The sequence below is a fragment of the Streptomyces sp. NPDC001985 genome, from assembly GCF_040296845.1.
Lineage (GTDB): Bacteria > Actinomycetota > Actinomycetes > Streptomycetales > Streptomycetaceae > Streptomyces.
Genome location: NZ_JBEOYB010000004.1, coordinates 132,716 through 153,675, shown reverse-complemented (window position 1 = coordinate 153,675; position 20,960 = coordinate 132,716). Strand labels below are relative to the sequence as shown.

Annotated in this window: 19 protein-coding genes, 1 pseudogene and 1 riboswitch; of the genes and pseudogenes, 9 read left to right on the top strand and 11 right to left on the bottom strand. The window is 74.1% G+C overall.

Translation table 11 applies throughout. The features are described from left to right. Nucleotides 1-327 precede the first annotated feature (327 nt). Together ABT122_RS03045 and ABT122_RS03040 are read right to left on the bottom strand one after the other, a co-directional pair. Nucleotides 328-990 (bottom strand): SCO2322 family protein, encoded by a 663-nt coding sequence (locus ABT122_RS03045; RefSeq protein ID WP_351544383.1) that lies wholly within the window; start codon nucleotides 988-990, stop codon nucleotides 328-330. Further along, entirely contained in the window at nucleotides 987-2,198 is a 1,212-nt protein-coding gene (locus ABT122_RS03040) for an SCO2321 family membrane protein (RefSeq protein ID WP_351544381.1), read from the bottom strand. The genes ABT122_RS03045 and ABT122_RS03040 overlap by 4 nt, the downstream gene beginning before the upstream one ends. A 133-nt stretch (nucleotides 2,199-2,331) precedes the next feature. Next, nucleotides 2,332-2,410: riboswitch (cobalamin riboswitch) on the bottom strand. 592 nt (nucleotides 2,411-3,002) lie between these two features. Between ABT122_RS03040 and ABT122_RS03035 the strand changes: the two genes are divergently transcribed. Then, nucleotides 3,003-4,514, top strand: a complete 1,512-nt coding sequence (locus ABT122_RS03035; RefSeq protein ID WP_351544378.1) for an aldehyde dehydrogenase — start codon at nucleotides 3,003-3,005, stop codon at nucleotides 4,512-4,514. Next, nucleotides 4,514-4,747: a ferredoxin gene (locus ABT122_RS03030; protein ID WP_351544376.1), complete on the top strand. Its 234-nt coding sequence runs from the start codon at nucleotides 4,514-4,516 to the stop codon at nucleotides 4,745-4,747. Before ABT122_RS03035 ends, ABT122_RS03030 begins: the two co-directional genes overlap by 1 nt. A gap of 24 nt (nucleotides 4,748-4,771) precedes the next feature. Here ABT122_RS03030 and ABT122_RS03025 read toward each other — a convergent pair whose 3' ends face one another. Further along, nucleotides 4,772-5,404: a TetR family transcriptional regulator gene (locus ABT122_RS03025; RefSeq protein WP_351544374.1), complete on the bottom strand. Its 633-nt coding sequence runs from the start codon at nucleotides 5,402-5,404 to the stop codon at nucleotides 4,772-4,774. Between the two features lie 266 nt (nucleotides 5,405-5,670). Here ABT122_RS03025 and ABT122_RS03020 point away from each other — a divergent pair, with 266 nt between their 5' ends. From ABT122_RS03020 to ABT122_RS03010, 3 genes are all read left to right on the top strand, one after another. Further along, nucleotides 5,671-7,074: a glycosyltransferase family 4 protein gene (locus tag ABT122_RS03020; RefSeq protein ID WP_502976086.1), complete on the top strand. Its 1,404-nt coding sequence runs from the start codon at nucleotides 5,671-5,673 to the stop codon at nucleotides 7,072-7,074. 71 nt (nucleotides 7,075-7,145) lie between these two features. Beyond that, nucleotides 7,146-7,967: a class I SAM-dependent methyltransferase gene (locus ABT122_RS03015; RefSeq protein ID WP_351544372.1), complete on the top strand. Its 822-nt coding sequence runs from the start codon at nucleotides 7,146-7,148 to the stop codon at nucleotides 7,965-7,967. Beyond that, nucleotides 7,964-9,040 carry a prenyltransferase/squalene oxidase repeat-containing protein gene (locus tag ABT122_RS03010; protein WP_351544370.1) on the top strand — a complete coding sequence of 359 codons (1,077 nt, stop codon included), beginning with the start codon at nucleotides 7,964-7,966 and terminating at the stop codon, nucleotides 9,038-9,040. Before ABT122_RS03015 ends, ABT122_RS03010 begins: the two co-directional genes overlap by 4 nt. Before the next feature lie 29 nt (nucleotides 9,041-9,069). Here the strand turns inward: ABT122_RS03010 and ABT122_RS03005 are convergent, their stop codons facing one another. Beyond that, the gene (locus ABT122_RS03005; protein ID WP_351544367.1) at nucleotides 9,070-10,080 is read right to left on the bottom strand and encodes an LLM class F420-dependent oxidoreductase; all 1,011 of its coding nucleotides are present in this window, start codon (nucleotides 10,078-10,080) and stop codon (nucleotides 9,070-9,072) included. Nucleotides 10,081-10,260: 180 nt separating this feature from the next. Between ABT122_RS03005 and ABT122_RS03000 the strand changes: the two genes are divergently transcribed. Next, a complete protein-coding gene (locus tag ABT122_RS03000) occupies nucleotides 10,261-10,692 on the top strand; it encodes a nuclear transport factor 2 family protein (protein ID WP_351544364.1) in 432 nt (143 codons plus the stop codon). Nucleotides 10,693-10,760: 68 nt separating this feature from the next. Here ABT122_RS03000 and ABT122_RS02995 read toward each other — a convergent pair whose 3' ends face one another. The 3 genes from ABT122_RS02995 to ABT122_RS02985 all read right to left on the bottom strand — a co-directional run bounded on the left by ABT122_RS02995 (nucleotide 10,761) and on the right by ABT122_RS02985 (nucleotide 13,446). Continuing rightward, the gene (locus ABT122_RS02995) at nucleotides 10,761-11,573 is read right to left on the bottom strand and encodes a hypothetical protein (protein ID WP_351544361.1); all 813 of its coding nucleotides are present in this window, start codon (nucleotides 11,571-11,573) and stop codon (nucleotides 10,761-10,763) included. Between the two features lie 219 nt (nucleotides 11,574-11,792). After that, nucleotides 11,793-12,650: an N-acetylmuramoyl-L-alanine amidase gene (locus ABT122_RS02990; RefSeq protein WP_351544359.1), complete on the bottom strand. Its 858-nt coding sequence runs from the start codon at nucleotides 12,648-12,650 to the stop codon at nucleotides 11,793-11,795. Between the two features lie 148 nt (nucleotides 12,651-12,798). Next, nucleotides 12,799-13,446: a class I SAM-dependent methyltransferase gene (locus ABT122_RS02985; protein ID WP_351544357.1), complete on the bottom strand. Its 648-nt coding sequence runs from the start codon at nucleotides 13,444-13,446 to the stop codon at nucleotides 12,799-12,801. 354 nt (nucleotides 13,447-13,800) lie between these two features. On the opposite strand from ABT122_RS02985, the pseudogene ABT122_RS02980 reads away from it, so the two are divergent. After that, nucleotides 13,801-14,160 (top strand): annotated as a pseudogene (locus tag ABT122_RS02980) (thiolase C-terminal domain-containing protein); the annotation flags it as partial. Nucleotides 14,161-14,344: 184 nt separating this feature from the next. Next, a complete protein-coding gene (locus ABT122_RS02975) occupies nucleotides 14,345-15,787 on the top strand; it encodes an MFS transporter (protein ID WP_451067986.1) in 1,443 nt (480 codons plus the stop codon). Nucleotides 15,788-15,820: 33 nt separating this feature from the next. Here ABT122_RS02975 and ABT122_RS02970 read toward each other — a convergent pair whose 3' ends face one another. The 4 genes from ABT122_RS02970 to ABT122_RS02955 form a co-directional block, all read right to left on the bottom strand. Further along, complete coding sequence (locus ABT122_RS02970; RefSeq protein ID WP_351544447.1) at nucleotides 15,821-16,453, bottom strand: response regulator; 633 nt, start codon at nucleotides 16,451-16,453, stop codon at nucleotides 15,821-15,823. Nucleotides 16,454-16,573: 120 nt separating this feature from the next. Beyond that, nucleotides 16,574-17,794 carry a sensor histidine kinase gene (locus tag ABT122_RS02965; protein WP_351544352.1) on the bottom strand — a complete coding sequence of 407 codons (1,221 nt, stop codon included), beginning with the start codon at nucleotides 17,792-17,794 and terminating at the stop codon, nucleotides 16,574-16,576. After that, the gene (locus ABT122_RS02960) at nucleotides 17,701-18,615 is read right to left on the bottom strand and encodes an ABC transporter permease (protein WP_351544349.1); all 915 of its coding nucleotides are present in this window, start codon (nucleotides 18,613-18,615) and stop codon (nucleotides 17,701-17,703) included. Before ABT122_RS02960 ends, ABT122_RS02965 begins: the two co-directional genes overlap by 94 nt. Then, nucleotides 18,603-19,571, bottom strand: a complete 969-nt coding sequence (locus ABT122_RS02955; RefSeq protein WP_351544346.1) for an ABC transporter ATP-binding protein — start codon at nucleotides 19,569-19,571, stop codon at nucleotides 18,603-18,605. The genes ABT122_RS02960 and ABT122_RS02955 overlap by 13 nt, the downstream gene beginning before the upstream one ends. A gap of 438 nt (nucleotides 19,572-20,009) precedes the next feature. Between ABT122_RS02955 and ABT122_RS02950 the strand changes: the two genes are divergently transcribed. Further along, nucleotides 20,010-20,864, top strand: coding sequence for a MaoC/PaaZ C-terminal domain-containing protein (locus tag ABT122_RS02950; RefSeq protein ID WP_351544343.1), 855 nt, complete (start codon nucleotides 20,010-20,012; stop codon nucleotides 20,862-20,864). Nucleotides 20,865-20,960: the final 96 nt, after the last annotated feature.

Sequence of the window (20,960 nt, the reverse complement as noted above, 5' to 3'; positions counted from 1 at the left end):
CCGCTTGGGGGGCCGGGGGTTTCTGCCTGTCCGGTGTTTGGGGGTGGGCTTCGTGCCTTGGGTGTGCTGTGGGATCGGCCTCTCGCAGGGTGCGGTTCTCCGCTTGGGGGGCCGGGGGTTTCTGCCTGTCCGGTGTTTGGGGGTGGGCTTCGTGCCTTGGGTGTGCTGTGGGATCGGCCTCTCGCAGGGTGCGGTCCTCCGCTTGGGGGGCCGGGGATTTCAGCCCGTCCGGCGTTTGAGGACGGACCCTCGGGCTCCAGGTGCCGAGCCGGCGGAGGGCCCGGAAGGCGGGGAGCGGGAAGCGCGCACCGCGCCCCGGCGCGGCGCTCATCGGGTCCGGCGGCGGCGGGACTGCCACAGGGTCGCGGCGGCCAGCGCCGCGATCGCCGAGGCGCCCGCGATCACGCCGAGGGAGGGACCGCCCTCATCGGAGGCGGGCGCGGAGGCGGAGGCGGAGGCGGAGGCGGAGGCGGACGGCTCCCGGGCGGACACCTGTTCGCCGCAGCCCGTCCCCGGGTACCCGGAGATCGCGCAGAGCAGCGCCTGCCCGTTGTAGCGGAGCGGCTTCGCCACGCTCGCCAGAGCGTCCGCGGTCGTCGCCGCCCCGGGCACCTTCGCACAGGCCGTCCGCGGCGGCGGCGGCGTCTCCCCGGACGGCGCGTCCCCCGCGGTCCCGGGATCGATGACCAGCGCGACGCGCTTGCTGCCCGGCTCCGCGTCCGTCCCCCCGCAGATCGCGGCGAAACCGGGCTCCCGGCGCGGCTGCGCCGCGTCCGCGCTGTTCTCGCTCACGGAGAACCGGAACCCGCTGACCGACCCGTCGGCGGGCCGGGCCGTCGCCGGACCCTCCGTGGCGTACACCCACGTCCCGCCGTCGCCCTGCCAGTACGACCAGTAGCGGTACCCCGCCGCCTGCGCCGCCCCCGCCCCCGCACCGAACAGCGTCAGCACGGCGGCGAGCACCAGCAGCAGCGCGCCGCCCCGCCTCACCGCTGCGACCTGCGGCGCCCGCCGAACAGCACACCCACACCGACGAGCGCGGCGGCGCCGGCCCCGACGAACCACCAGGTGCCGCCGCCGGAGTCCCCGTCCTTCGCCGCGGACTCCTTCCGCGGCTCGGGCCCGGTCGCGTTCAACGCCGCCACCAGGTCCGTTTTCCCGAACTTCGACGGGTCCGCGCCCGCCGCCTCCGCCGCCAGGATCAGCTGCGCGTACGCCGCCGGCCCGGACTCCTCGGCCCAGTCCGCCGCGTTCCGCTCCAGCCACGCCAGCGGCTTCTTCACCTGCTCGGCCATCCCCTGCGCGCTCAGCGCGACCACCGCGTCCGCCGTGTTGCCGTGGTCCGGCTTCTCGGCCGGGTCGTCGGAGCCGGGCATCGGCGGGGTGGTGAGATAGCCGGTCTTCGCGAGCGCGGCGCCGAGGTAGGCGGCGCCGTTGTGCGCGGCGCCCTGGACGGTCTTGGAGGGCCCGCAGGACCGGCCCCGGACATCCTTCACATCCGTCCGCACCACCATGCCCTCGCCCTTCGCGGCCACCACCGCAGCCGCCGTGGAGTCGGCGACGATCCCGGGCTGCTTCGGCTGGAAGACGAAGGCCCCGCCGTTCTTCCCGCCGCACGGCCGCGCGAAGGTCAGCAGCGCGTCGTACGGCGACTGCCCGTCCTTCGACAGCACGTCCTCGGGCGTCTCACCGGCCGCCGCGAGCGCGCCGATCACCACGGAGGTGGAGTTGGCGTCGCTGGCGCCGCCGGGGTTGTACCCCCAGCCGCCGTCCGGGTTCTGCACGGCCTTCAGCCAGCCCACCGACTCCTCGACGGCCTTCTCCTCACCCCCGAGCGCGGCGAGCGCCTGCACGGCGGCGGCCGTGGCGTTGGAGTCCAGCGGCAGCTTGGGGCCGCAGGGCGCGGTGGTGTCGGCGCGGTACGAGGCGTACGCACCGCTGTCGCACTGCTGCCCGGTCAGCCACTCGACGGCCTGCGCGGCGGGCCTCACCCCGGCGGTGTCCTGCGCGAGCAGCGCGAGGGACTGCCGCCAGACACCGTCGTACGTGGGGTCGCCGGTGCCGTACAGACCGGCGGGGAGCTTCCCGGCGGGCGACGGCGTGGGGGCCGCGAAGGCGGCCGGGGCCGCGGTGGCGACGGCCACGGAGAGGACGGCGGACACGGCGAGCGCGGCTGCGCTGCGGCGGGCGGTGGTCATGAGCGGGGCGGGCCTCTCCTGCGGGAGCCGGGCACGGGCACACGCGGGCACCAGGGCTCCGGCTCCGTATTCCTCGACGGTGCCGGTCACCGGCGGGCTGCCGGTGGCACGAGCCGTTCACGGTCGCGTACGGGGCATTCCGGCTCGCCGCCCCCGGTGATCGGCGGGCGGCTCACGGCTGCGGGTCAGTGCCGGATTCGCACCGGCTTCCCCCCGTACGGGTGTGATGACGACCTGCCCACTCTACCGGCCGGTCACCGCGCATCCGGAAGTTGCGCCCCCGCTTCCCTCCGGCCTCCCGCTCCGCACCGCCGCGCACCGCACCGGAACCCCCGGCGGCTCCTCCGCGAGCCCCGGCCTCACCGGTCTCCGCGGAGGTGCCTCCGCCCGCGCCACCGCGATGGTCCGCGCCCCAGCTCCTCGCGGTGGCCGGGCGGCTCCCGGACCCGCCCGGGAGCCGAGGGGGCGGTGGGCGCGGCGTCGTCCGGCCCGGCGCGGGGCGTGCCCCCGTGCGGCGGATGGTCCCCGGGGAGGAGCTGCCCCCTCCCCGGCGGACGCGCCCCGGTTGCCGCTCCTCCGCCTCCGGCACCCGGCGCCACCCGCCCGGCTGCGGCGCCGTGTGCTCATCGGGCCCCCGGTCGCCCCCCTGCTCGGCGAGGCGGCCGGGCTCCGCCTCCCGGGGCCCGCGCAGCCCCTCCGCGCCCCCGGCGGGCATCGCCTCACGAGCATTGCCCACGATAATTAGAACTGATATCAGTTCTGAAGCAGTGTCAGCTACCGCGTCGGGGCGCAGGAGGCAGCAGCATGGCCCAGCTCGTGGAACACGGAAAGCTCTTCATCGGCGGCGAGTTGGCCGATCCGCTCGGCACCGGAACCATCGAGGTCGTCTCCCCGCACACCGAGCAGGTCATCGGCCGGGTCCCGCACGCCTCCCGCGCCGACGTGGACCGAGCGGTCGCCGCCGCCCGCCGGGCATTCGACGAGGGGCCCTGGCCCCGGACGCCGCTCGCCGAGCGGATCGCCGTGGTCGAGCGGATCAAGGACGCGATCACCGCCCGCCACGACGAGCTGGCCCGCTCGATCAGCGCGCAGAACGGCTCCCCGTACTCCTGGAGCGTCTTCGCCCAGGCGCTGGGCGCGGTGCTGGTGTGGGACTCGTATCTCAAGGTCGCCCGGGACTTCACCCACGAGGAGCGGCGGGCCGGCGCGCTCGGCGGGATTCTGGTGCGGCGGGAGCCGGTGGGGGTCGTCGCGGCGGTGCTGCCCTGGAACGTCCCGCAGTTCACCGCCGCTGCCAAGCTCGCCCCGGCGCTGCTCTCCGGCTGCACGGCGCTGCTCAAGCCGTCCCCCGAGGCGCCGCTCGACTCCTATCTCCTCGCCGAGATCACCCAGGAGGCCGGGCTGCCCGAGGGCGTGCTCTCCATCCTCCCGGCGGACCGCGAGGTCAGCGAGTATCTGGTCGGGCACCCCGGGGTCGACAAGGTCTCCTTCACCGGCTCCGTCGCGGCGGGCCGGCGGGTCATGGAGGTGGCCTCCCGCAATCTCACCCGTGTCACCCTCGAACTGGGCGGCAAGTCCGCCGCCGTGATCCTCCCGGACGCGGACCTGGAGTCGGCGATCGCCGGGATCGTGCCCGCCGCCTGGATGAACAACGGACAGGCCTGTGTGGCCCAGACCCGTATCCTCGCCCCGCGCTCCCGCTACGACGAGATCGCCGAGGCCCTGACGGCCGCCGCCGCCGCGCTGGTGGTCGGCGACCCGCTGGACCCGGCGACCGAGGTGGGCCCGCTGGTCGCCCGGCGCCAGCGGCAGCGCTCGCTCGACTACATCGGCATCGGCCGGGAGGAGGGCGCGAAGCTCCTCACCGGCGGCGGGCGCCCCGCCGGTCTGGACCGGGGCTGGTATGTCGAACCGACCCTCTTCGGCGAGGTCGACAACGGCATGCGGATCGCCCGGGAGGAGATCTTCGGGCCGGTGATCTGTCTGCTGCCGTACGGGGACGAGACGGAGGCCGCCCGGGTGGCCAACGACTCCGACTACGGGCTCAGCGGCAGTGTGTGGACCGGTGACGTGGAGCGCGGCATCGACTTCGCCCGCCGGATCAGGACCGGCACGTACTGCGTCAACACCTTCGGGCTGGACATGCTTGGGCCGTTCGGCGGATACAAGGACTCCGGCATGGGGCGCGAATTGGGCCCCGAGGGCTACGGTGAGTATCTGGAGCACAAGATGATCCATCTGCCCGCCGGATACGAGGCCCCGGGGCTCGGGACCACCGGACCCGGGGGCGCGTCCACGGGAGACGGAGGCAACTGATGGGCGACCGCTGGAACATCCGGGTCGACCGCGCCGTCTGTATCGGCTCCGGCATGTGCGCCGGCACCGCGCCGGACGGATTCAGCCTGGACGGGGCGCGGCAGTCGCACCCCCGGGAGCCCGAGGCGGAGGCGAGCGAGACGGTGCTCGCCGCCGCCGAGAACTGCCCGGTGGAGGCGATCACCATCACCCTCGCGGCCGGCGGTGAACCGGTGTTCCCGCCGGAGGACTGAAACCCCGGGCAGGCCCGCCGGCACCTAGCGCCGCGGGCGCTCCGTTTCCGTCAGCTCGATGAGCCGGCACACCGTCTCGATGTCTATCTTCACCTGCGCGATCGAGGCCCGCCCCGACAGCCAGGTGATCAGCGCCGAGTGCCAGGTGTGCTCGATCACCCGCACCGCCGAGAGCTGGTCGGGCGTCGGGTGCTCCAGACCCATCGCGTCCAGGATGATCGCGGTGGTCTGCCGCGAGACCGTGTCCACCTCGGGGCTCACGCTCCGGTCCGCGAAGGTCAGCGCTCGCACCATCGCGTCCGCGAGATGCGGTTCGCGCTGGAGCGCCCGGAAGGCCCGCATCAGGGTCTCGGCCACCCGCTCGGCCGGGTCCGCCCCGCCCGGCGGGCGCTTGCGCAGGGTGGTGTGCAGATGCTGGAGCTGGTCCTGCATGGTGGCGACCAGCAGATGGATCTTGGAGGGGAAGTACCGGTACAGCGTGCCCAGGGCGACCTCGGAGGATTCGGCCACTTCCCGCATCTGCACCGCGTCGAAGCCGCCACGGCTGGCCAGTTGGGCGCTGGTGTGCAGAATGCGGCGGCGGCGCGCCTCCTGGCGCTCGGTCAGCTGGGGTGCGGCAGGGCCGGCCTGCACCTTGGCCTTGGCTTCGGCTGTCATAGGTCCCGTTCCATCACGAGGCGGATCGTCCCGTCCGGGTGCGGCGAGGCGGTCGCACCGGGCGGCTACCGGGCGAGTATCGGACACGGAGGGGCGGCGCAGCAGGACAGCGCGCCCGCCGTGGTGCGAATCACCTGTTCCAGCCCTTACAGCGGCGCTACCTGCCGGTAGATTCGAAGCTCCTTGAGCGATCAAGTCTGAAACTTGTTCTAGATTAGCGCGAGCGGTTACGCTCCGGCGAAAACACAGCGAGAAGGGGGCCGTGAGTGACCGCTGAGGCCATTGAGGCCGGCCCCCAGCCGGGCGGCGGCCAGGGCCCTCGCCACAGCCCGCACCCGGGCTCGGGGAAGGGCCCCGACCAGGACTCCGGCCGGGCCCCCCGCGCCGAGGGACCGGCCGCGGCCGGCGACGGCGCCGGACCGCTGCGGATCGCCCTGCTCACCTACAAGGGCAACCCGTACTGCGGTGGCCAGGGCGTCTACGTCCGCCATCTCTCCCGCGAACTCGCCCGCCTCGGCCACACCGTCGACGTGATCGGCGCCCAGCCCTACCCCGTCCTCGACGAGGGCGTCGAGGGCGTCACCCTCACCGAGCTGCCCAGTCTCGACCTCTACCGCAGCCCGGACCCCTTCCGCACCCCCGCGCGCGACGAGTACCGCGACTGGATCGACCGGCTGGAGGTCGCCACCATGTGGACCGGCGGCTTCCCCGAGCCGCTGACCTTCTCGCTCCGCGCCCGCCGCCATCTCGCGGCCCGGCGCGGCCGGTTCGACGTCGTCCACGACAACCAGACCCTGGGCTACGGACTCCTGGCCGACCTCGGCGCGCCCCTGGTCACCACCATCCACCACCCCATCACGGTCGACCGCCGGCTGGAGCTGGACGCGGCGGACGGCTGGCAGCGGCGGGCCTCCGTGCGCCGCTGGTACGGCTTCACCCGGATGCAGAAGCGGGTCGCCCGCCGGCTGCCCTCCGTCCTCACCGTCTCCGGCTCATCCCGGCAGGAGATCGTCGGCCATCTCGGCGTGCGCGAGGACCGCGTCCGGGTCGTCCACATCGGCGCCGACACCGAACTGTTCTCGCCCGACCCCGCCGTTCCCGAGGTGCCGGGCCGGATCGTCACCACCTCCAGCGCCGATGTGCCGCTGAAGGGCCTGGTGCACCTGGTGGAGGCGCTGGCCCGGCTCCGCACCGCACACCCGGACGCCCATCTGGTGGTCGTCGGCCGCCGTGCCGAGGACGGCCCGGTCGCCCGGCTCATCGAGCGCCACGGCCTCGCGGGCGCGGTCGAGTTCGTCAAGGGCATCTCCGACACCGAACTCGTCGGCCTGGTGCGCGGCGCGCAGATCGCCTGTGTGCCCTCGCTGTACGAGGGGTTCTCGCTGCCCGCCGCCGAGGCGATGGCCACCGGCACCCCGCTGGTCGCCACCACCGGCGGCGCGATCCCGGAGGTGGCGGGCCCCGACGGGGAGAGCGCCCTCGCCGTGCCGCCCGGGGACGCCGGCGCGCTGGCCGCCGCCCTCGGCCGGCTGCTCGGCGACCCGGAGCTGCGGGCCAGGCTGGGCGCGGCCGGCCGGGCCCGGGTCCTGGAGCGCTTCACCTGGGCGAAAGCGGCCCAGGGGACGGTGGAGCTCTACCGGGCGGCCATCGCCAGCACCGCTCCCCGCTGACCGCCCGGGCGGGACCGCCGCCCGCCCACCACCCCTCTGCCCCCATCCTCCGACTGCGAAAGCGGGAACCTGTGCTGACCGTCGACTTCACCCGCTTTCCGCTGGCGGCGGGCGACCGTGTGCTCGACCTCGGCTGCGGCGCGGGGCGGCACGCCTTCGAGTGCTACCGGCGCGGGGCGCGGGTCGTCGCCCTGGACCGGAACGCCGAGGAGATCCGCGAGGTCGCCAGGTGGTTCGCCGCGATGAAGGAGGCGGGGGAGGCCCCCGAGGGCGCCACCGCCACCGCGATGGAGGGCGACGCGCTCAACCTGCCCTTCCCCGATGAGTCGTTCGACGTCGTCATCATCTCCGAGGTGATGGAGCACATCCCCGACGACAAGGGGGTGCTCGCCGAGATGGTGCGGGTGCTGCGGCCCGGCGGGCGGATCGCCGTCACCGTGCCCCGGTACGGCCCGGAGAAGGTCTGCTGGACCCTCAGCGACGCGTACCACCAGGTCGAGGGCGGCCATATCCGCATCTACCGGGCCGATGAACTCCTCACCAGGATCGAGGAGGCCGGCCTCGTCCCCTACGGCACCCACCACGCCCACGCGCTCCACAGCCCCTACTGGTGGCTGAAGTGCGCCTTCGGCGTGGACAACGACCAGGTCCTGCCGGTCAAGGCGTACCACAAGCTGCTGGTCTGGGACATCATGAAGAAGCCCCTCGCCACCCGCCTCGCGGAACGCGCGCTCAACCCGCTGATCGGCAAGAGCTTCGTGGCGTACGCGACCAAGCCGCACCTCCCGGCGCCCGAACCCGAACCCGCGACCGTGCCCGAACCCGCGCCCGAACCCGCGTCCGCGCCCGCGTCCGCGCCCGCGTCCGCGCCCGCCACCGGGGCCGACGCGTGACCACTCCCCGCACCGAGCACCTCGTCCTGCCCGGCGTGCTCACCGCCGAGCAGGCCGCCGAGACCGTCGCCGGCGTCCTCGCCGTCCAGCGGGCCGATGGCGCCATACCCTGGTTCCGGGGCCACCATCTCGATCCCTGGGACCACATCGAGGCCGCCATGGCCCTGGACGCGGCCGGTGAGCACGAGGCCGCGGCGAAGGCGTACGCCTGGCTGCTCCGGCACCAGAACGCCGACGGCTCCTGGTACGCCGCCTACCAGGACGGCGACCCGGACCGGCCCACCGACCGGGGCCGCGAGACCAACTTCTGCGCCTATGTCGCCGTCGGCACCTGGCACCACTACCTCGCCACCGGGGACGAGGCGTTCCTCGACCTGATGTGGCCGGTGGTGTACGCCGCGACCGAGTTCGTGCTCCGGCTCCAGCGGCCCGGCGGCCAGATCGGCTGGAAGCGCGAGGCCGACGGGACCCCCGTCACCGATGCCCTGCTCACCGGCAGCTCCTCCATCCACCACGCCCTGCGCTGCGCGCTCGCCATCGCCGACGAGCGCGAGGAGCCCCAGCCGGACTGGGAACTGGCGGCGGGCGCCCTCGCCCACGCCATCGCCCGCCACCCGGAACGCTTCCTGGACAAGCGCCGCTACTCCATGGACTGGTACTACCCGGTCCTGGGCGGCGCGGTCGAGGGCCCGGCGGCCACCGCCCGTATCGAGTCGGGCTGGCACGACTTCGTCGTCCCCGGCCTCGGGGTGCGCTGTGTGCTGCCCAACCCGTGGGTCACGGGCGGCGAGAGCTGTGAACTCGCCCTGGCGCTCTGGATGACGGGGGAGTCCGACCGGGCGCTGGAGATCCTCCAGTCCATCGGCCATCTGCGCGCCCCGGACGGGATGTACTGGACGGGGTACGTCTTCGAGGGCGAGCGCGCGATCTGGCCCGAGGAACGCACCACCTGGACGGCGGGCTCCCTGCTGCTCGCGGTGGCCGCCCTCGGCGGCGACGAGGCCACCACGGCCGTCTTCGGCGGCGAACGCCTCCCCCGGGGCCTCACCCCCGACTGCGGGGCCTGCGGCTAGGTCGTCTCTTCCGGATCGTGCCGGAGCGGTCAGAGCACCAGCTCCGCCAGGGTCCGCAGGGTCGCCGGGTCGGGCCCGGCGACCAGCAGATCGGTCACCGGCCCCGCCCGCCACAGCTCCAGCCGTTCGGCGATCCGCTCCCTCGGTCCGGTCAGGGAGATCTCGTCGGCGAAGGCGTCGGGCACCGCGCGCACCGCCTCCTCGCGGCGGCCCTCGGCGAACAGCCGCTGGATGTCCCGCGCCGGGCCCTCGAACCCCATCCGCGCCATCAGATCGGCGTGGAAGTTCCGCGCGGTGTGCCCCATGCCGCCGATGTAGAAGGCGAGCATCGCCTTGACGGACAGCAGCCCCTCCGCGAGGTCGTCGCAGACCCGGGCGCGGACCATCGGAGCGACCATGAACCCGTCGGGCGCACCGGTGAGCGCCTCGCGGTACGCGCCGGTCCGCAGCGGCGACCAGTACAGCGGCAGCCAGCCGTCGGCGATGCGGACCGTCTGGGCGATGTTCTTGGGCCCCTCCGCTCCGAGGAGCACGGGGAGACCGGCCCGCAGGGGGTGGGTGATCGGTGCCAGCGCCCGGCCGAGCCCGCTCGCGCCCGCGCCCCGGTACGGGTGCTGGTGGAACCGCCCGTCCAGCTCCACGGGCCCCTCGCGCCGCAGCACCTGCCGGACGACCTCCACATACTCCCGGCTCGCCGTGAGCGGGCTGCTCGGGAACGGCCGTCCGTACCACCCCTCCACCACCTGCGGCCCGGAGAGCCCGAGCCCGAGCATCATCCGCCCGCCGGAGAGATGGTCCAGGGTGAGCGCGTGCATGGCGGTGGCGGTGGGCGTGCGGGCCGCCATCTGCGCGACGGCGGTGCCGAGTCCGATCCGGGAGGTGTGCGCGGCGATCCAGGTCAGCGGGGTGAAGGCGTCGGAGCCCCAGGCCTCGGCCGTCCACACCGAGGCGTATCCGAGCCGCTCGGCCTCGCGGGCGAGGTCGAGCTGTCCCGGGGTGGGGCCGCGGCCCCAGTAGCCGAGCGCGAGCCCCAGCCGCATCCCACCACCTCCGTGCCGCCACACCCGTATCTGATGGACCGTCAGAGTAGAGCGGGCCTGGTGCCTCGGCAATGGAGCCGGAGCCGGGGTCCGATCGTCTAATCAAGTTTGACTAGATGATGGCCGGGGAACTACGGTCGTGGACGTTCCACCTGATCCATCCGAACGGGAGACCCTCGCATGCCCCTGCTGCCCGACGCCGGACACATCCCCACCACCGAAGAGCTGGCCGAGATCGACGCCTGGTTCGCCGCCTACGACGGCTACAGCGCGCGGCGCGAGATCGAGAGGATGGCCGATGTCGCCGTCTTCCCGCTCAACCTCGTCAGCGACGACTCCCAGGGCAACGGCGCGGCGGCCCAGTGGGACCGCGCCCGGTTCGTCGAGACGATGACCCAGGTGATGGGCGGCGGCGACGAGGACATCACCTTCGAGTCGACCCGTACGCCCGTCTTCCTCTCGCCCGCCATGGTGATCGTCTTCACCGACTCGGCCATGACCGCCGGCGGCCACACCCAGCGACTGCGGTACGCCGACATCCTGATCAAGCGGGACGGCGCGTGGGCGTTCCAGACCATGCTCCAGGGCGGCTGGGGCGACAACCTCCGCTGAGCACGCCGGAGGGGTGCCACCGGACCGTGCGTCCGGTGGCACCCCTCAAGGGTTCTCGGGGCGGGGCGTCAGCCGCGCTGGATGCCCGAGGTGTCCTGGAGCACCCCGCGCCGCCCGTCCTGCGTCTGCGCGATCAGCCCGGAACCGCGCTGCTCGACCGCGAGATACCAGGTGCCCGGCGCCAGTTCGGCGATCGGGCTGGGGGAGCCGTCCTCGCCGTACAGCGGGCGGGCCACCGGCACCGCGAACCAGAACGGCGCGAAGTCCGCGCCGCCGCCGCCCGGCTGCGGCGCCGCGGCCGGGCCGCCCTGGGCGGGGTTGCCGCCGTAGGAGGGCTGCTGCTGGGCGCCGCCGTACGGCTGCTGCTGCGCGCCCGGGTAGCCGTACCCCGTCTGCGGCTGGCCGCCGTACGGAGCCGGGGCCGGAGTGGGGCGCGGGGCGCCGATCAGCGGGGCCCTCAGCGCGGGCACGAGCTGGGCGGTGACCGCGCCGGCCGCCAGCAGCAGGGCCGCGATGAAGCCCAGGATCAGCCCGGTGCCGGCGTCCGGGTCCAGCTCGCCGTTGAACGAGCCCGCCGGGTCGAAGATCGCGCCCAGCGCCGACCAGGCCGTGAAGAGCGCCAGGGCGATGCCGAGGTGGCCCAGCTCGATGCCGATGACCTTCGGAGGGCTGGGCAGCAGCCGGGAGAGGACGATCAGGGCCGCGCTGATGATGCCGGCCAGATAGACGCCGAGAAGCAGCGAGCCGTTGTCCCACGCGTTCGGCACATCCCCGCAGAGGGTGCCGGAGCAGTCGATCGTATCCAGGAACGAGGCGATGAACAGCAGTACCGCTGCTCCGATCACCACGCCATCACCTCGTGTGAGGGAGCGGATGTTCACGTAGAAAGTCCTTCTTGGGTCGTCTCATCGGGGCGGTCGTCGCTGCCGCCTGGGGCGGTGTGCGTGGCACGGAGCGGGGGAGGGGGTCCCCTTCGTGGGGATGAATCTATCGTCTGGGCTCCATGGCCGTCTGCCCGGTATCGGGAGTCGTCTCCGCCCGGAAGGGTGACCGGGCAGCGGTCGGGGAGCGGTCGGGGAGCGAGCGGGGCGGCGCTTCCGCTATCCGGTGAGGAAGTCCCGGATGCCGTTCGCGATGCCCGCCGCGGCCCGCTGCCGCCACCCGGGGCTGGAGAGCAGCGCCGCGTCGGCCGCATCGCGCATATTGCCGGATTCGATGAAGACCTTCGGCACGGTGGAGAGATTCAGTCCGCCGAGATCGGTGCGCACATCGAGCCCGCTCCCGCCGTTGATGTAGTTGGCCGGCTCGCTCCCGGTGGCGCGGGCGAAGGACCCGGCGATCCGCTCGCCGAGCGCGCGCGACGGGCCCACGATACGGGTGGTGTCCGCCTGCCCCTCCTTGACCCGTCCGGGCAGGATCAGATGGAATCCGCGGTTGCCCCGGGCCGATCCATCGGCGTGGACCGAGACCACGGCATCGGCGCGCGCCGCGTTTCCGATCCGGGCCCGCTCGTCCACGCACGGGCCGAATGCCCGGTTTCCGTCATGGGTGAATTCCACCCGCGCGCCCTGCTTTTCGAGAAGGGTTCGCAGGCGTTGTGAAACATCGCGGGTGAATGCGGCCTCGGTGTAACCGCTGTTGGTGGCGGTACCCGTGGTGTCGCAATTCTTGCGGTTGGTTCCGATGTCCACGAGTTGATTGATCTCGTCGGTGTGCTGGAAATTCCCGGGATTGTGACCGGGGTCGACCACCACCGTCCGCCCGGCGAGCGGCTGGCGGGAGGGGCGCTCGCCCGCCGCCCGGGAGTCGGCGGAGCGCCCCGGCTTGGCGTCCTCCCGGTCCGCACCGCCCGGCGTCCCGCCGGACGCGCACCCCGTCAGCGCGGCCACCGTCACCACGGCGGTGGCGACGGCGGTGGGCCCGCGACGGGCGGGACGCCTGTTCTCCTCGTACGACATCTGTCCGATGCTAGGCCGTCGCCGCGCGGGCCCGTCGGCGTGGCCGGGGTGTGTCAGCGGTGTGTCGGGGGCGCGCCCGGGGCCGGTCCGGTGGGGGCGCGGGTCGGTCCGGGGGTGGTGCGGCGGCGGTGCGGGGACGGTACGGGGGTCAGATGCCCGCGCCCGTGCGCCGGAGCACCCGCAGCGAATCGGTCGCGGAGATCTCGGTGAACGCGCCCGACGCGAGGGCGCGGAGGTAGATCCCGTACGGTGCCCGGCCGCCGTCCGCCGGGTCCGGGAAGACATCGTGGATCACCAGCAGCCCGCCGCCGGCCACCAGGGGCGCCCATCCCTCGTAGTCGCCGCTCGCGTGCTCCTCGGTGTGCCCGCCGTCGATGAAGACCAGGCCCAGCGGGGTGTTCCAGAGCCGGGCGACCTGCGGGGAGCGGCCGACCACCGCGACCACGTGGTCCTCCAGCCCCGCCTGGTACAGGGTGCGCCGGAACGCCGGCAGCGTGTCCATCCGTCCCACCTCGGGGTCCACCACGGCCGGATCGTGGTACTCCCACCCCGCCTGCTGCTCCTCGCTGCCCCGGTGGTGGTCCACGGTGACGGCGGTGACGCCCGCCGACCGGGCCGCGTCGGCGAGCAGGACGGTGGACCGCCCGCAGTACGTCCCGACCTCCAGCAGCGGCAGCCCCAGCGCCCCCGCCTCCCGCGCGGCGGCGTACAGGGCGAGCCCCTCGGTGCGGGGCATGAACCCCTTGGCGCTCTCGAAGGCTTCGAGGACGGCGGGCTCGGGGGTGGCGGTGGTCATGGGCGCTTCCTTGCCGTGTCGTACGGATGTTCCACAGCCGCCCATGGTGCCGTACGCCCCGCCGTGGTCGCCGGGGAGGCGGCGCGCGGGCCGCCCGCGCCGCTTCCCGGTCTTCCCTCTCAATGGAACGTGTTCTACTCTGCCGCCCGTGGCCGCCGCCGGACCGCGCCAGGCCCCGCGCCGGGCCCGCGTTTCGCGGCGCGTCCGCCGGGCCCGGTGGCCACGCCACCGAGCCCGAAGGAGAACCATGCCCAGGAGCTATGTCGCCGGCGTCGGCATGACCCGGTTCGAGAAGCCCGAGTCCCGGGACCGGCGGTACTGGGACATGGCCCGCGAGGCAGGGGCCGAGGCCCTCTGTACGAGGCGTCGGGCCTGGGGATCGAGGACATCGACGTCATCGAGCTGCACGACTGCTTCTCGGTCAACGAACTCCTCACCTACGAGGCGCTCGGCATGTGCCCGGAGGGCGCGTCGGGGAAGCTGGTGGAGAGCGGGGCGACGACCCACGGCGGACGGTGGGTGGTCAACCCGTCCGGCGGCCTGATCGCCAAGGGCCATCCCCTGGGCGCCACCGGGCCGGCCCAGACGGCGGAGCTGGTCTGGCAACTGCGCGGGGAGGCCGGCCCCCGCCAGGTCGCGGGCGCCCGGACCGCCCTCGCCCACAACATCGGCCTCGGCGGCGCGGCGGTCGTCACCCTCTTCCGGGGCCCCTGAACTCCGCCGGGAGAGCCGGATGCGGGTGGGGTGTGCTCGGGGGAGGGCGTCGCCGGGCCCGGCGGTCCGGAGGGCCGGGCCCGCACCCCGGGTCCGTGCCCGGACCTGTACCCGCGCCCCGGCCCGCGCCCCGGCCCCGATATCCGGATGTACGGGACCGGGGGTGGCTGAGACCATGACAGTCATGGTCCAAGCCCCCTCAGAAGCCGCCAAGCCCCGAATATCCCCCTCCGCGGCCCGCCCCGTCCGCCCCGTCCGCCCCTGGCTGGTCGTCCTCGCCGCCAGCGCCGGGCAGTTCCTCGTCGTCCTCGATGTCTCCGTCGTCAATGTCGCGCTCCCCTCGATGCGCGCCGACCTCGGACTCTCCACCACCGGCCTCCAGTGGGTGCTCAACGCCTACAGCATCGCCTTCGCCGGGTTCATGCTCTTCGGGGGGCGCGCCGCCGACCTCTTCGGCCGCAAGCGGACCTTCCTCTTCGGGCTCGGGCTCTTCACCCTCGCCTCCCTCGCGGGCGGTCTCGCCCAGGAGGGCTGGCAACTCCTCGCGGCCCGCGCGGTGCAGGGCCTGGGCGCTGCGGTGCTCGCGCCCGCGACGCTGACCATCGTGACCTCCGCCGTCCCGGCGGGCCCCGCCCGCACCCGGGCGATCGGCACCTGGTCGGCGGTGGGCGCGGCGGGCGGCGCGGCCGGCGGCTTCGTCGGGGGCCTGCTCACCGATCTGCTCTCCTGGCGCTGGGTGCTGCTGATCAATGTGCCGGTCGGGGCGCTGGTGCTGCTCGGCGCGGCGATCTGGCTCACCGAGAGCCGCTCCGGCGCCGGCCGCCGGCTGGACCTCCCGGGCGCGGTGCTGGTCACCGGCGGTCTGGCGGCCGTCGCCTATGGCATCGTCCAGACCGAGGAGACCGGCTGGACGGCCTCGGCGACCCTGCTGCCGCTGCTCGGCGGTATCGCCCTGCTCGGCCTCTTCGTCGCGGTGGAGGCGAGAACCCCGGCCCCGCTGATGCCGCTGAAGCTCTTCCGCTCCCGCGCGGTCACGGCGGCCAATGTGACGATGATGCTCTGCGGCTCGGCCTCCTTCGCCATGTGGTTCTTCATGACGGTGTACGCGCAGAACGTGCTCGGCTACACCCCGCTGGAGGCGGGTCTCGCCCTCATCCCCAGCTCCATCAGTGTCGTCATCGGCTCCAAACTCGCCCCGCGGCTGATGGTGCGGGCCGGAGCGGTGACCATCGCCGTCACCGGGGCGCTGATCGCCGCCGCCGGGTTCGGCTGGCAGTCCCTGATGACCGCCGACGGGACCTTCCTCACCACCATCCTCGGCCCCGGCATCCTGATGATGCTGGGCATCGGCCTCGCCGCGACCCCGCTCGCCGCCCTCGCCACCGCCGGCGCCGAACCCGGCGACGCGGGACTGGTGTCCGGGCTCATCAACACCTCCCGCACCATGGGCGGCGCGCTGGGCCTGGCCGTTCTCTCCACCGTCGCCGCCGCCCGCACCGGCGGCAGCACGGACCCGGCGGAGCTGGCTGCCGGGTACGCGCGCGCGTTCCAGGTGGGCTCGGGGCTGCTGCTGGCCTGCGCGCTGCTCAGCCTGTTCTGGCTGCCGCGCCGCACCGGGACGACCTGAGGGCCCCGAGAGCCCCCGGAGCCCCGGCGGACCCTAGAGCCAGCCCTGACGGCGGGCCGCCCGCACCGCCTCCATGCGGTTGCGGGTGCCCGTCTTCCCGATCGCCGAGGAGAGATAGTTCCGCACGGTCGACTCGGAGAGCCGCAGCCCCTCCGCGATGTCCGCGACCGTCGCCCCGTCCACCGCCGCGTTCAGCACATCCCGCTCCCGGGTGGTCAGAGGGCTGGGCCCGGCGCTCAGCGCGGCGGCGGCGAGCACCGGATCGATCACGGTCTCCCCGGTCAGCACCTGCCGGATCGCCCGCGCCAGATCCTCCACCGGCCCGTCCTTGACCAGGAATCCGGCCGCCCCGGCCTCCATCGCCCGCCGCAGATACCCCGGCCGGCCGAAGGTCGTCAGAATCAGCACCCGGCAGTCCGGGACCTCGTCCCGCAGCTCCGCCGCCGCGTCCAGCCCGCTGCGGCCGGGGAGTTCGATGTCCAGCAGGGCCACATCGGGCCGGGTCATGAGCGCCGTGGCGGTGATCTCGTCGCCCCGCCCCACCTGGGCGACGACCTCCATATCGGCCTCCATCCCGAGCAGCAGGGCCAGCGCGCCCCGCAGCATGCCCTGGTCCTCGGCGAGAAGAAGGCGTACGGACCTGGCCGGGCGATGATCCCGGGGCATCTCTTCCACGGCGCCATCGTAGGCCCGCGCCCGCCCGCGCCCCGGCACCCCGCAGCCCGCCCGGGCCCCGCGCCCCGGCACCCCGCAGCCCGCCCGGGCCCGCGCCCCCACAGCGCGGTGTCACCGTCCGGGGTACGGCATCTCCGCAGGGTCCGGCGCACATGCCGTATCCGCCTCCGCCCCCGTCCCCGCCCCCGTCTCCCGCTCCCACACCACGTCCAGCCCCTCGTCCACCGGCAGTTCGGCGCGGACCCGGAAGCCGCCCCGGCCGAGCGCCCCCGCCTCCAGCCGGCCGCCCGCGGCGGCGAGCCGTTCGGCGAGCCCCCGCAGCCCCGTTCCGTCGCCCTCGGGCAGAGCATCCCCGGAGAGCGGAACCGTGAGCGGCACCGTGAGCGGAAACGTGCCGCGCCGGTCGGTGCCGGAGAGCCCGATCCCGTCGTCCACGATGGTCACCCGGGCCTGGCACGCCGTCCCCAGCACGGTGATCTCGCAGGTCGTCGCGTCACTGTGGCGTACCGCGTTGGTCACCGCCTCCCGGACCACCCAGCCGAGCAGCGCCGCCGTCTGCGGGTCCAGCGGGGGCCCCGACTGGCGGACGACGGGCTCGATCCCGGCCGCCGTGAGGGCCGATCTGGCGCGGTCCAGCTCCGTGGTGAGGGTGCCCTCCCGGTAGCCGGTCACCGCCTCGCGGATCTCGGTGAGCGCCTGCCGGCCCACCGACTCGATATCGGCGATCTCGGACAGGGCCGCTTCCATGTTCCCCGGCCCCAGCCGCCGGGCCGCCTCCGACTTCACCACGATCACCGACAGGGTGTGCCCGAGCAGATCGTGCAGATCGCGGGAGAAGCGCAGCCGCTCCCGTTCGACGGCGGTGCGCGCCAGCTCCTGCCGGGTCTCCCGCAGTTCGCCCACCGTCTCGGAGAGCGCCATGATCGCCGCGGACACCATGCCGGAGATGAACGTTCCGTACGAGATGCCGACCGCGCTCCAGCCCTCCCGCAGAAAGCCGACCGTGCTGGCGGCGACGGTCAGGGCGATGACCCACACCTTGACCTGACGGCCGCGCAGCACCGTCCCCACCGCCAGGGCGAGCATCGGGAAGAAGAGCAGCCAGGTCCCGCCGTAGCCGCCGCCGAGCGCGAAGGCGACGGCGGCGAGCGCGAGCAGCAGCCAGCGGGTGGCGGGGGCCTCCCGGGCGGCCCGGTCGACGGAGCGGAAGACCAGGTTGACGTAGAGGACGTTGAAGATCAGCAGCCCGAGGGCGCCGAGCCAGGGCCGGGGAGTCTCGCCCTGGAGGAGGTTGAAGACCGCTCCCGTTCCGAGCAGCAGCCAGGGCAGCATGGCGAAGCCGCTGGGCGGCCCCAGTTCATCGCGGCCTCCCTCCGTCCACCGGGTCCACCCGCGCTCGGTCCATACCTGTCCACACGCCATCGCACACCGTCCTTCGCCGACCGACGGTACGAGATGGCCGCGTACCCCGTACACAGCACCGCCCAGAAGCCCAGGACGGGCACGGTCATCGGCCCCGGCGGCACCCCGTCGGCGACCGCCCGGCCCAGCGCGGTGAAGCCGCCCGCCGGGGTGTAGCCGGCCAGCCACTCCAGCGGGCAGGGCAGCCGGGTGGCGGGGAACCAGAGTCCGCCGAGGACGGCGAGCCCCGCTGCGGACGCCGCGTTCACCAGCCCGGTGGTGCGGACGGAGAGCCAGTAGCCGTTGCCGATGCCGAGCAGGGTGAAGGGCAGCGCGCCGAGCCAGAGGAGCAGCGTGATCGCCGCCCACTGCCAGGCGTGCAGCCGTACGCCGTTGACCAGCCCGCCCGTCACCAGCACCGCGACCACCGGGGGCAGCACCGCCACCGAGCCGGTGATCGCCCGGCCCGTCACCAGTTGCCGTGAGGTCATGGGGGTGGTCCGGAGCTGCCGCAGCCACCCCGTCGAGGTGTCCTCGGCGACCCCGATGCCGGTGGCGAGGGCCGCGGCCACCGCCGCGTACGCGCCCATGCCCACCATCCGGGGCGTGGCCCAGCTCTCGGCCGCCGTGCCGACGGCGGAGAAGAGCAGATACATCAGCACCGGCAGTCCGACGCCGAAGACGGCGAACCCGGTGTCCCGCAGCGCACGCCGGACCTCCAGTCTGACGTACCGCAGCGTCATCGCACGCATCCCGCCAGGGCGTCGTCGGGCCGGTCCGCTCCGGTCGGCCGGTCGAGGCGGGCGGCCTCCAGCCGGGAGGTCAGGGAGAGGAAGGCGTCCTCCAGGGAGACCGCGGAGACGTCCAGACCGCGGATCGCGTCCATCCGGGCGAGGGCGACGACCGTGGCGTCGGAGTCGGTGGTGGTGAGGCGGGCGCGGTCGCCGCGTATCTCCATCGAGACGACCCCGGGCAGCTCGGTCAGACCGTGGCTGCCCCGGCCGGCCAGATCGAACGAGACGATGGTGCCGCCCGCCGAGCGACGGAGGTCGTCGCCGGTGCCGTCGGCCACGATCCGGCCGTGGTCGACCACGACGATCCGGTCCGCGTTGTCGTGGGCCTCCTCCAGGTAGTGGGTGGAGAACAGCACGGTGTTGCCCTCGGCGGCGTAGCCGCGCATCGAGGTCCAGAAGGCGTTGCGCGCCTTGGCGTCCAGGGCCGCGGTCGGCTCGTCGAGGATGATCAGCTCCGGGTCGCCGACGAGCGCGAGGGCGAACCGGACGAGCTGGAGCCGGCCGCTGGAGAGCCGGTCGGCGCGCTGGTCGGCGTACTCGGTCAGACCCGCCAGCCGCAGTGCCCGGGCCACGGGGAGGGGGCGGGGGTAGGTGTGGGCCACGAAGGTGACCAGTTCCCGGACGGTGGTACGGGGGATGGGCCGGCTGTCCTGGAGCAGGGCGCCCACCCGGCCCGCCGCGACCACCTGGGCGGGCGGGAGTCCGAAGAGGCGCACCTCACCGGAGTCCGGCGGGTGCAGACCGAGCATCAGACCGATGGCGGTGGACTTCCCGGCGCCGTGACGGCCGAGGAGGGCGACGGTCTCCCCCCGCCGGACGGTGAGGTCGACACCGTCCACGGCGGGTACGCGGCCGAAGGACTTGGCCACCCCCGTGAGGCTCACGGCGAGCTCTGTCTCTGGCGTCTGGGTCATGGGAACGACGGTAGTCCGGGCGGGGCCCGCGCGGGAGAGGCGCATGTACGGACTCGGCAGTGACAAATGTACCGGCGGACGGCGGTGGCTGACGTGGCGTCAGCACTCTTCACAAGTGGTGGGGGCTGCGTTATACATAGGGCCAGCCGGGCCTAGAACGCGTTCTAGAACGGGCGCGGGGCCGGTCCCGTACGACCTCGGTGCGGCCGACGGTGCGGACGGCCGTGCCGAGGTCTCCCGGTCGGGCCCCGCGGGGCCCGGGGCGACCGCGCCCCCCCCGGCCCTGTCCGGGGGCCGTGCGGGGGCTCGTCCCCATGAGCCTCAGGAGCCCCCGTGGCATCCCGCGCCCGGGGCCCTCGTACCCCGCGGACCGACCCCGCGGACCGACCCCGCGGGGCGGAGCAGCAGACGGAGACGGAGAGGGAGAACAGCACCCAGATGCCCATCGACCCCGCCAGGGCCCTCGCCGCGGCCCCCCGCAGCGCCGACATCGGCTGGAACCACAAGGACGTCCAGCTCTACCACCTCGGCCTCGGCGCCGGAATCCCCGCCACCGACCCCGCCGAACTGCGCTACACCCTGGAGTCCGGGCTCCAGGTGCTGCCGAGCTTCGCCACCGTCGCGGGCGCGGGCCGGGGCATCGCGGGCGGGCTCACCGCGCCCGGTGTCGACATCGATCTCGCGTCCGTGCTCCACGGCGGCCAGACCATCCGTTCGCACCGCCCCATCCCGGCGTGCGGCACCGCCGTCTCCACCTCCCGGATCGCCGCCGTCCACGACAAGGGCAAGGCCGCGATCCTGGTGCTGCGCACGGAGGCGGCCGACGCCCGGGGCCCGCTGTGGACCAGCGACTCCCGGATCTACGTCAGAGGGGAGGGCGGCTTCGGCGGCGACCGGGGCCCGGCCGGCCGCCCCGACCCTCCCACCGGACAGCCCGACAGAACGGTGGAGCGCCCCGTCCGCGAGGACCAGGCGCTGCTCTACCGGCTCTCCGGCGACCTCAACCCGCTCCACGCCGATCCCGCGTTCGCCGCGCTCGCCGGCTTCGACCGGCCGATCCTGCACGGGCTCTGCACCTACGGCATGACCCTCAAGGCGGTCGTGGACACCGTCCTCGGCGGCGGGACCGCCCGGGTCCGCTCGTACACCGCCCGCTTCGCCGGGGTGGTCTACCCCGGAGAGACCCTGCGCATCAGGATGTGGGAGGGGCCGGGCCTGGTCCGGGTGGCGGTCACCGCCGCCGAGCGCGAGGACGCGCCGGTCCTCGCCGACACCACTGTCGAGCACAGCTGAGACCCACCGATCCCCTCGACACCCCTCGATACCACTCGACACCCCTCGATCCACCGAGACCCACCCGGCCCGGGAACCCAGGACGCAGCGAACGAG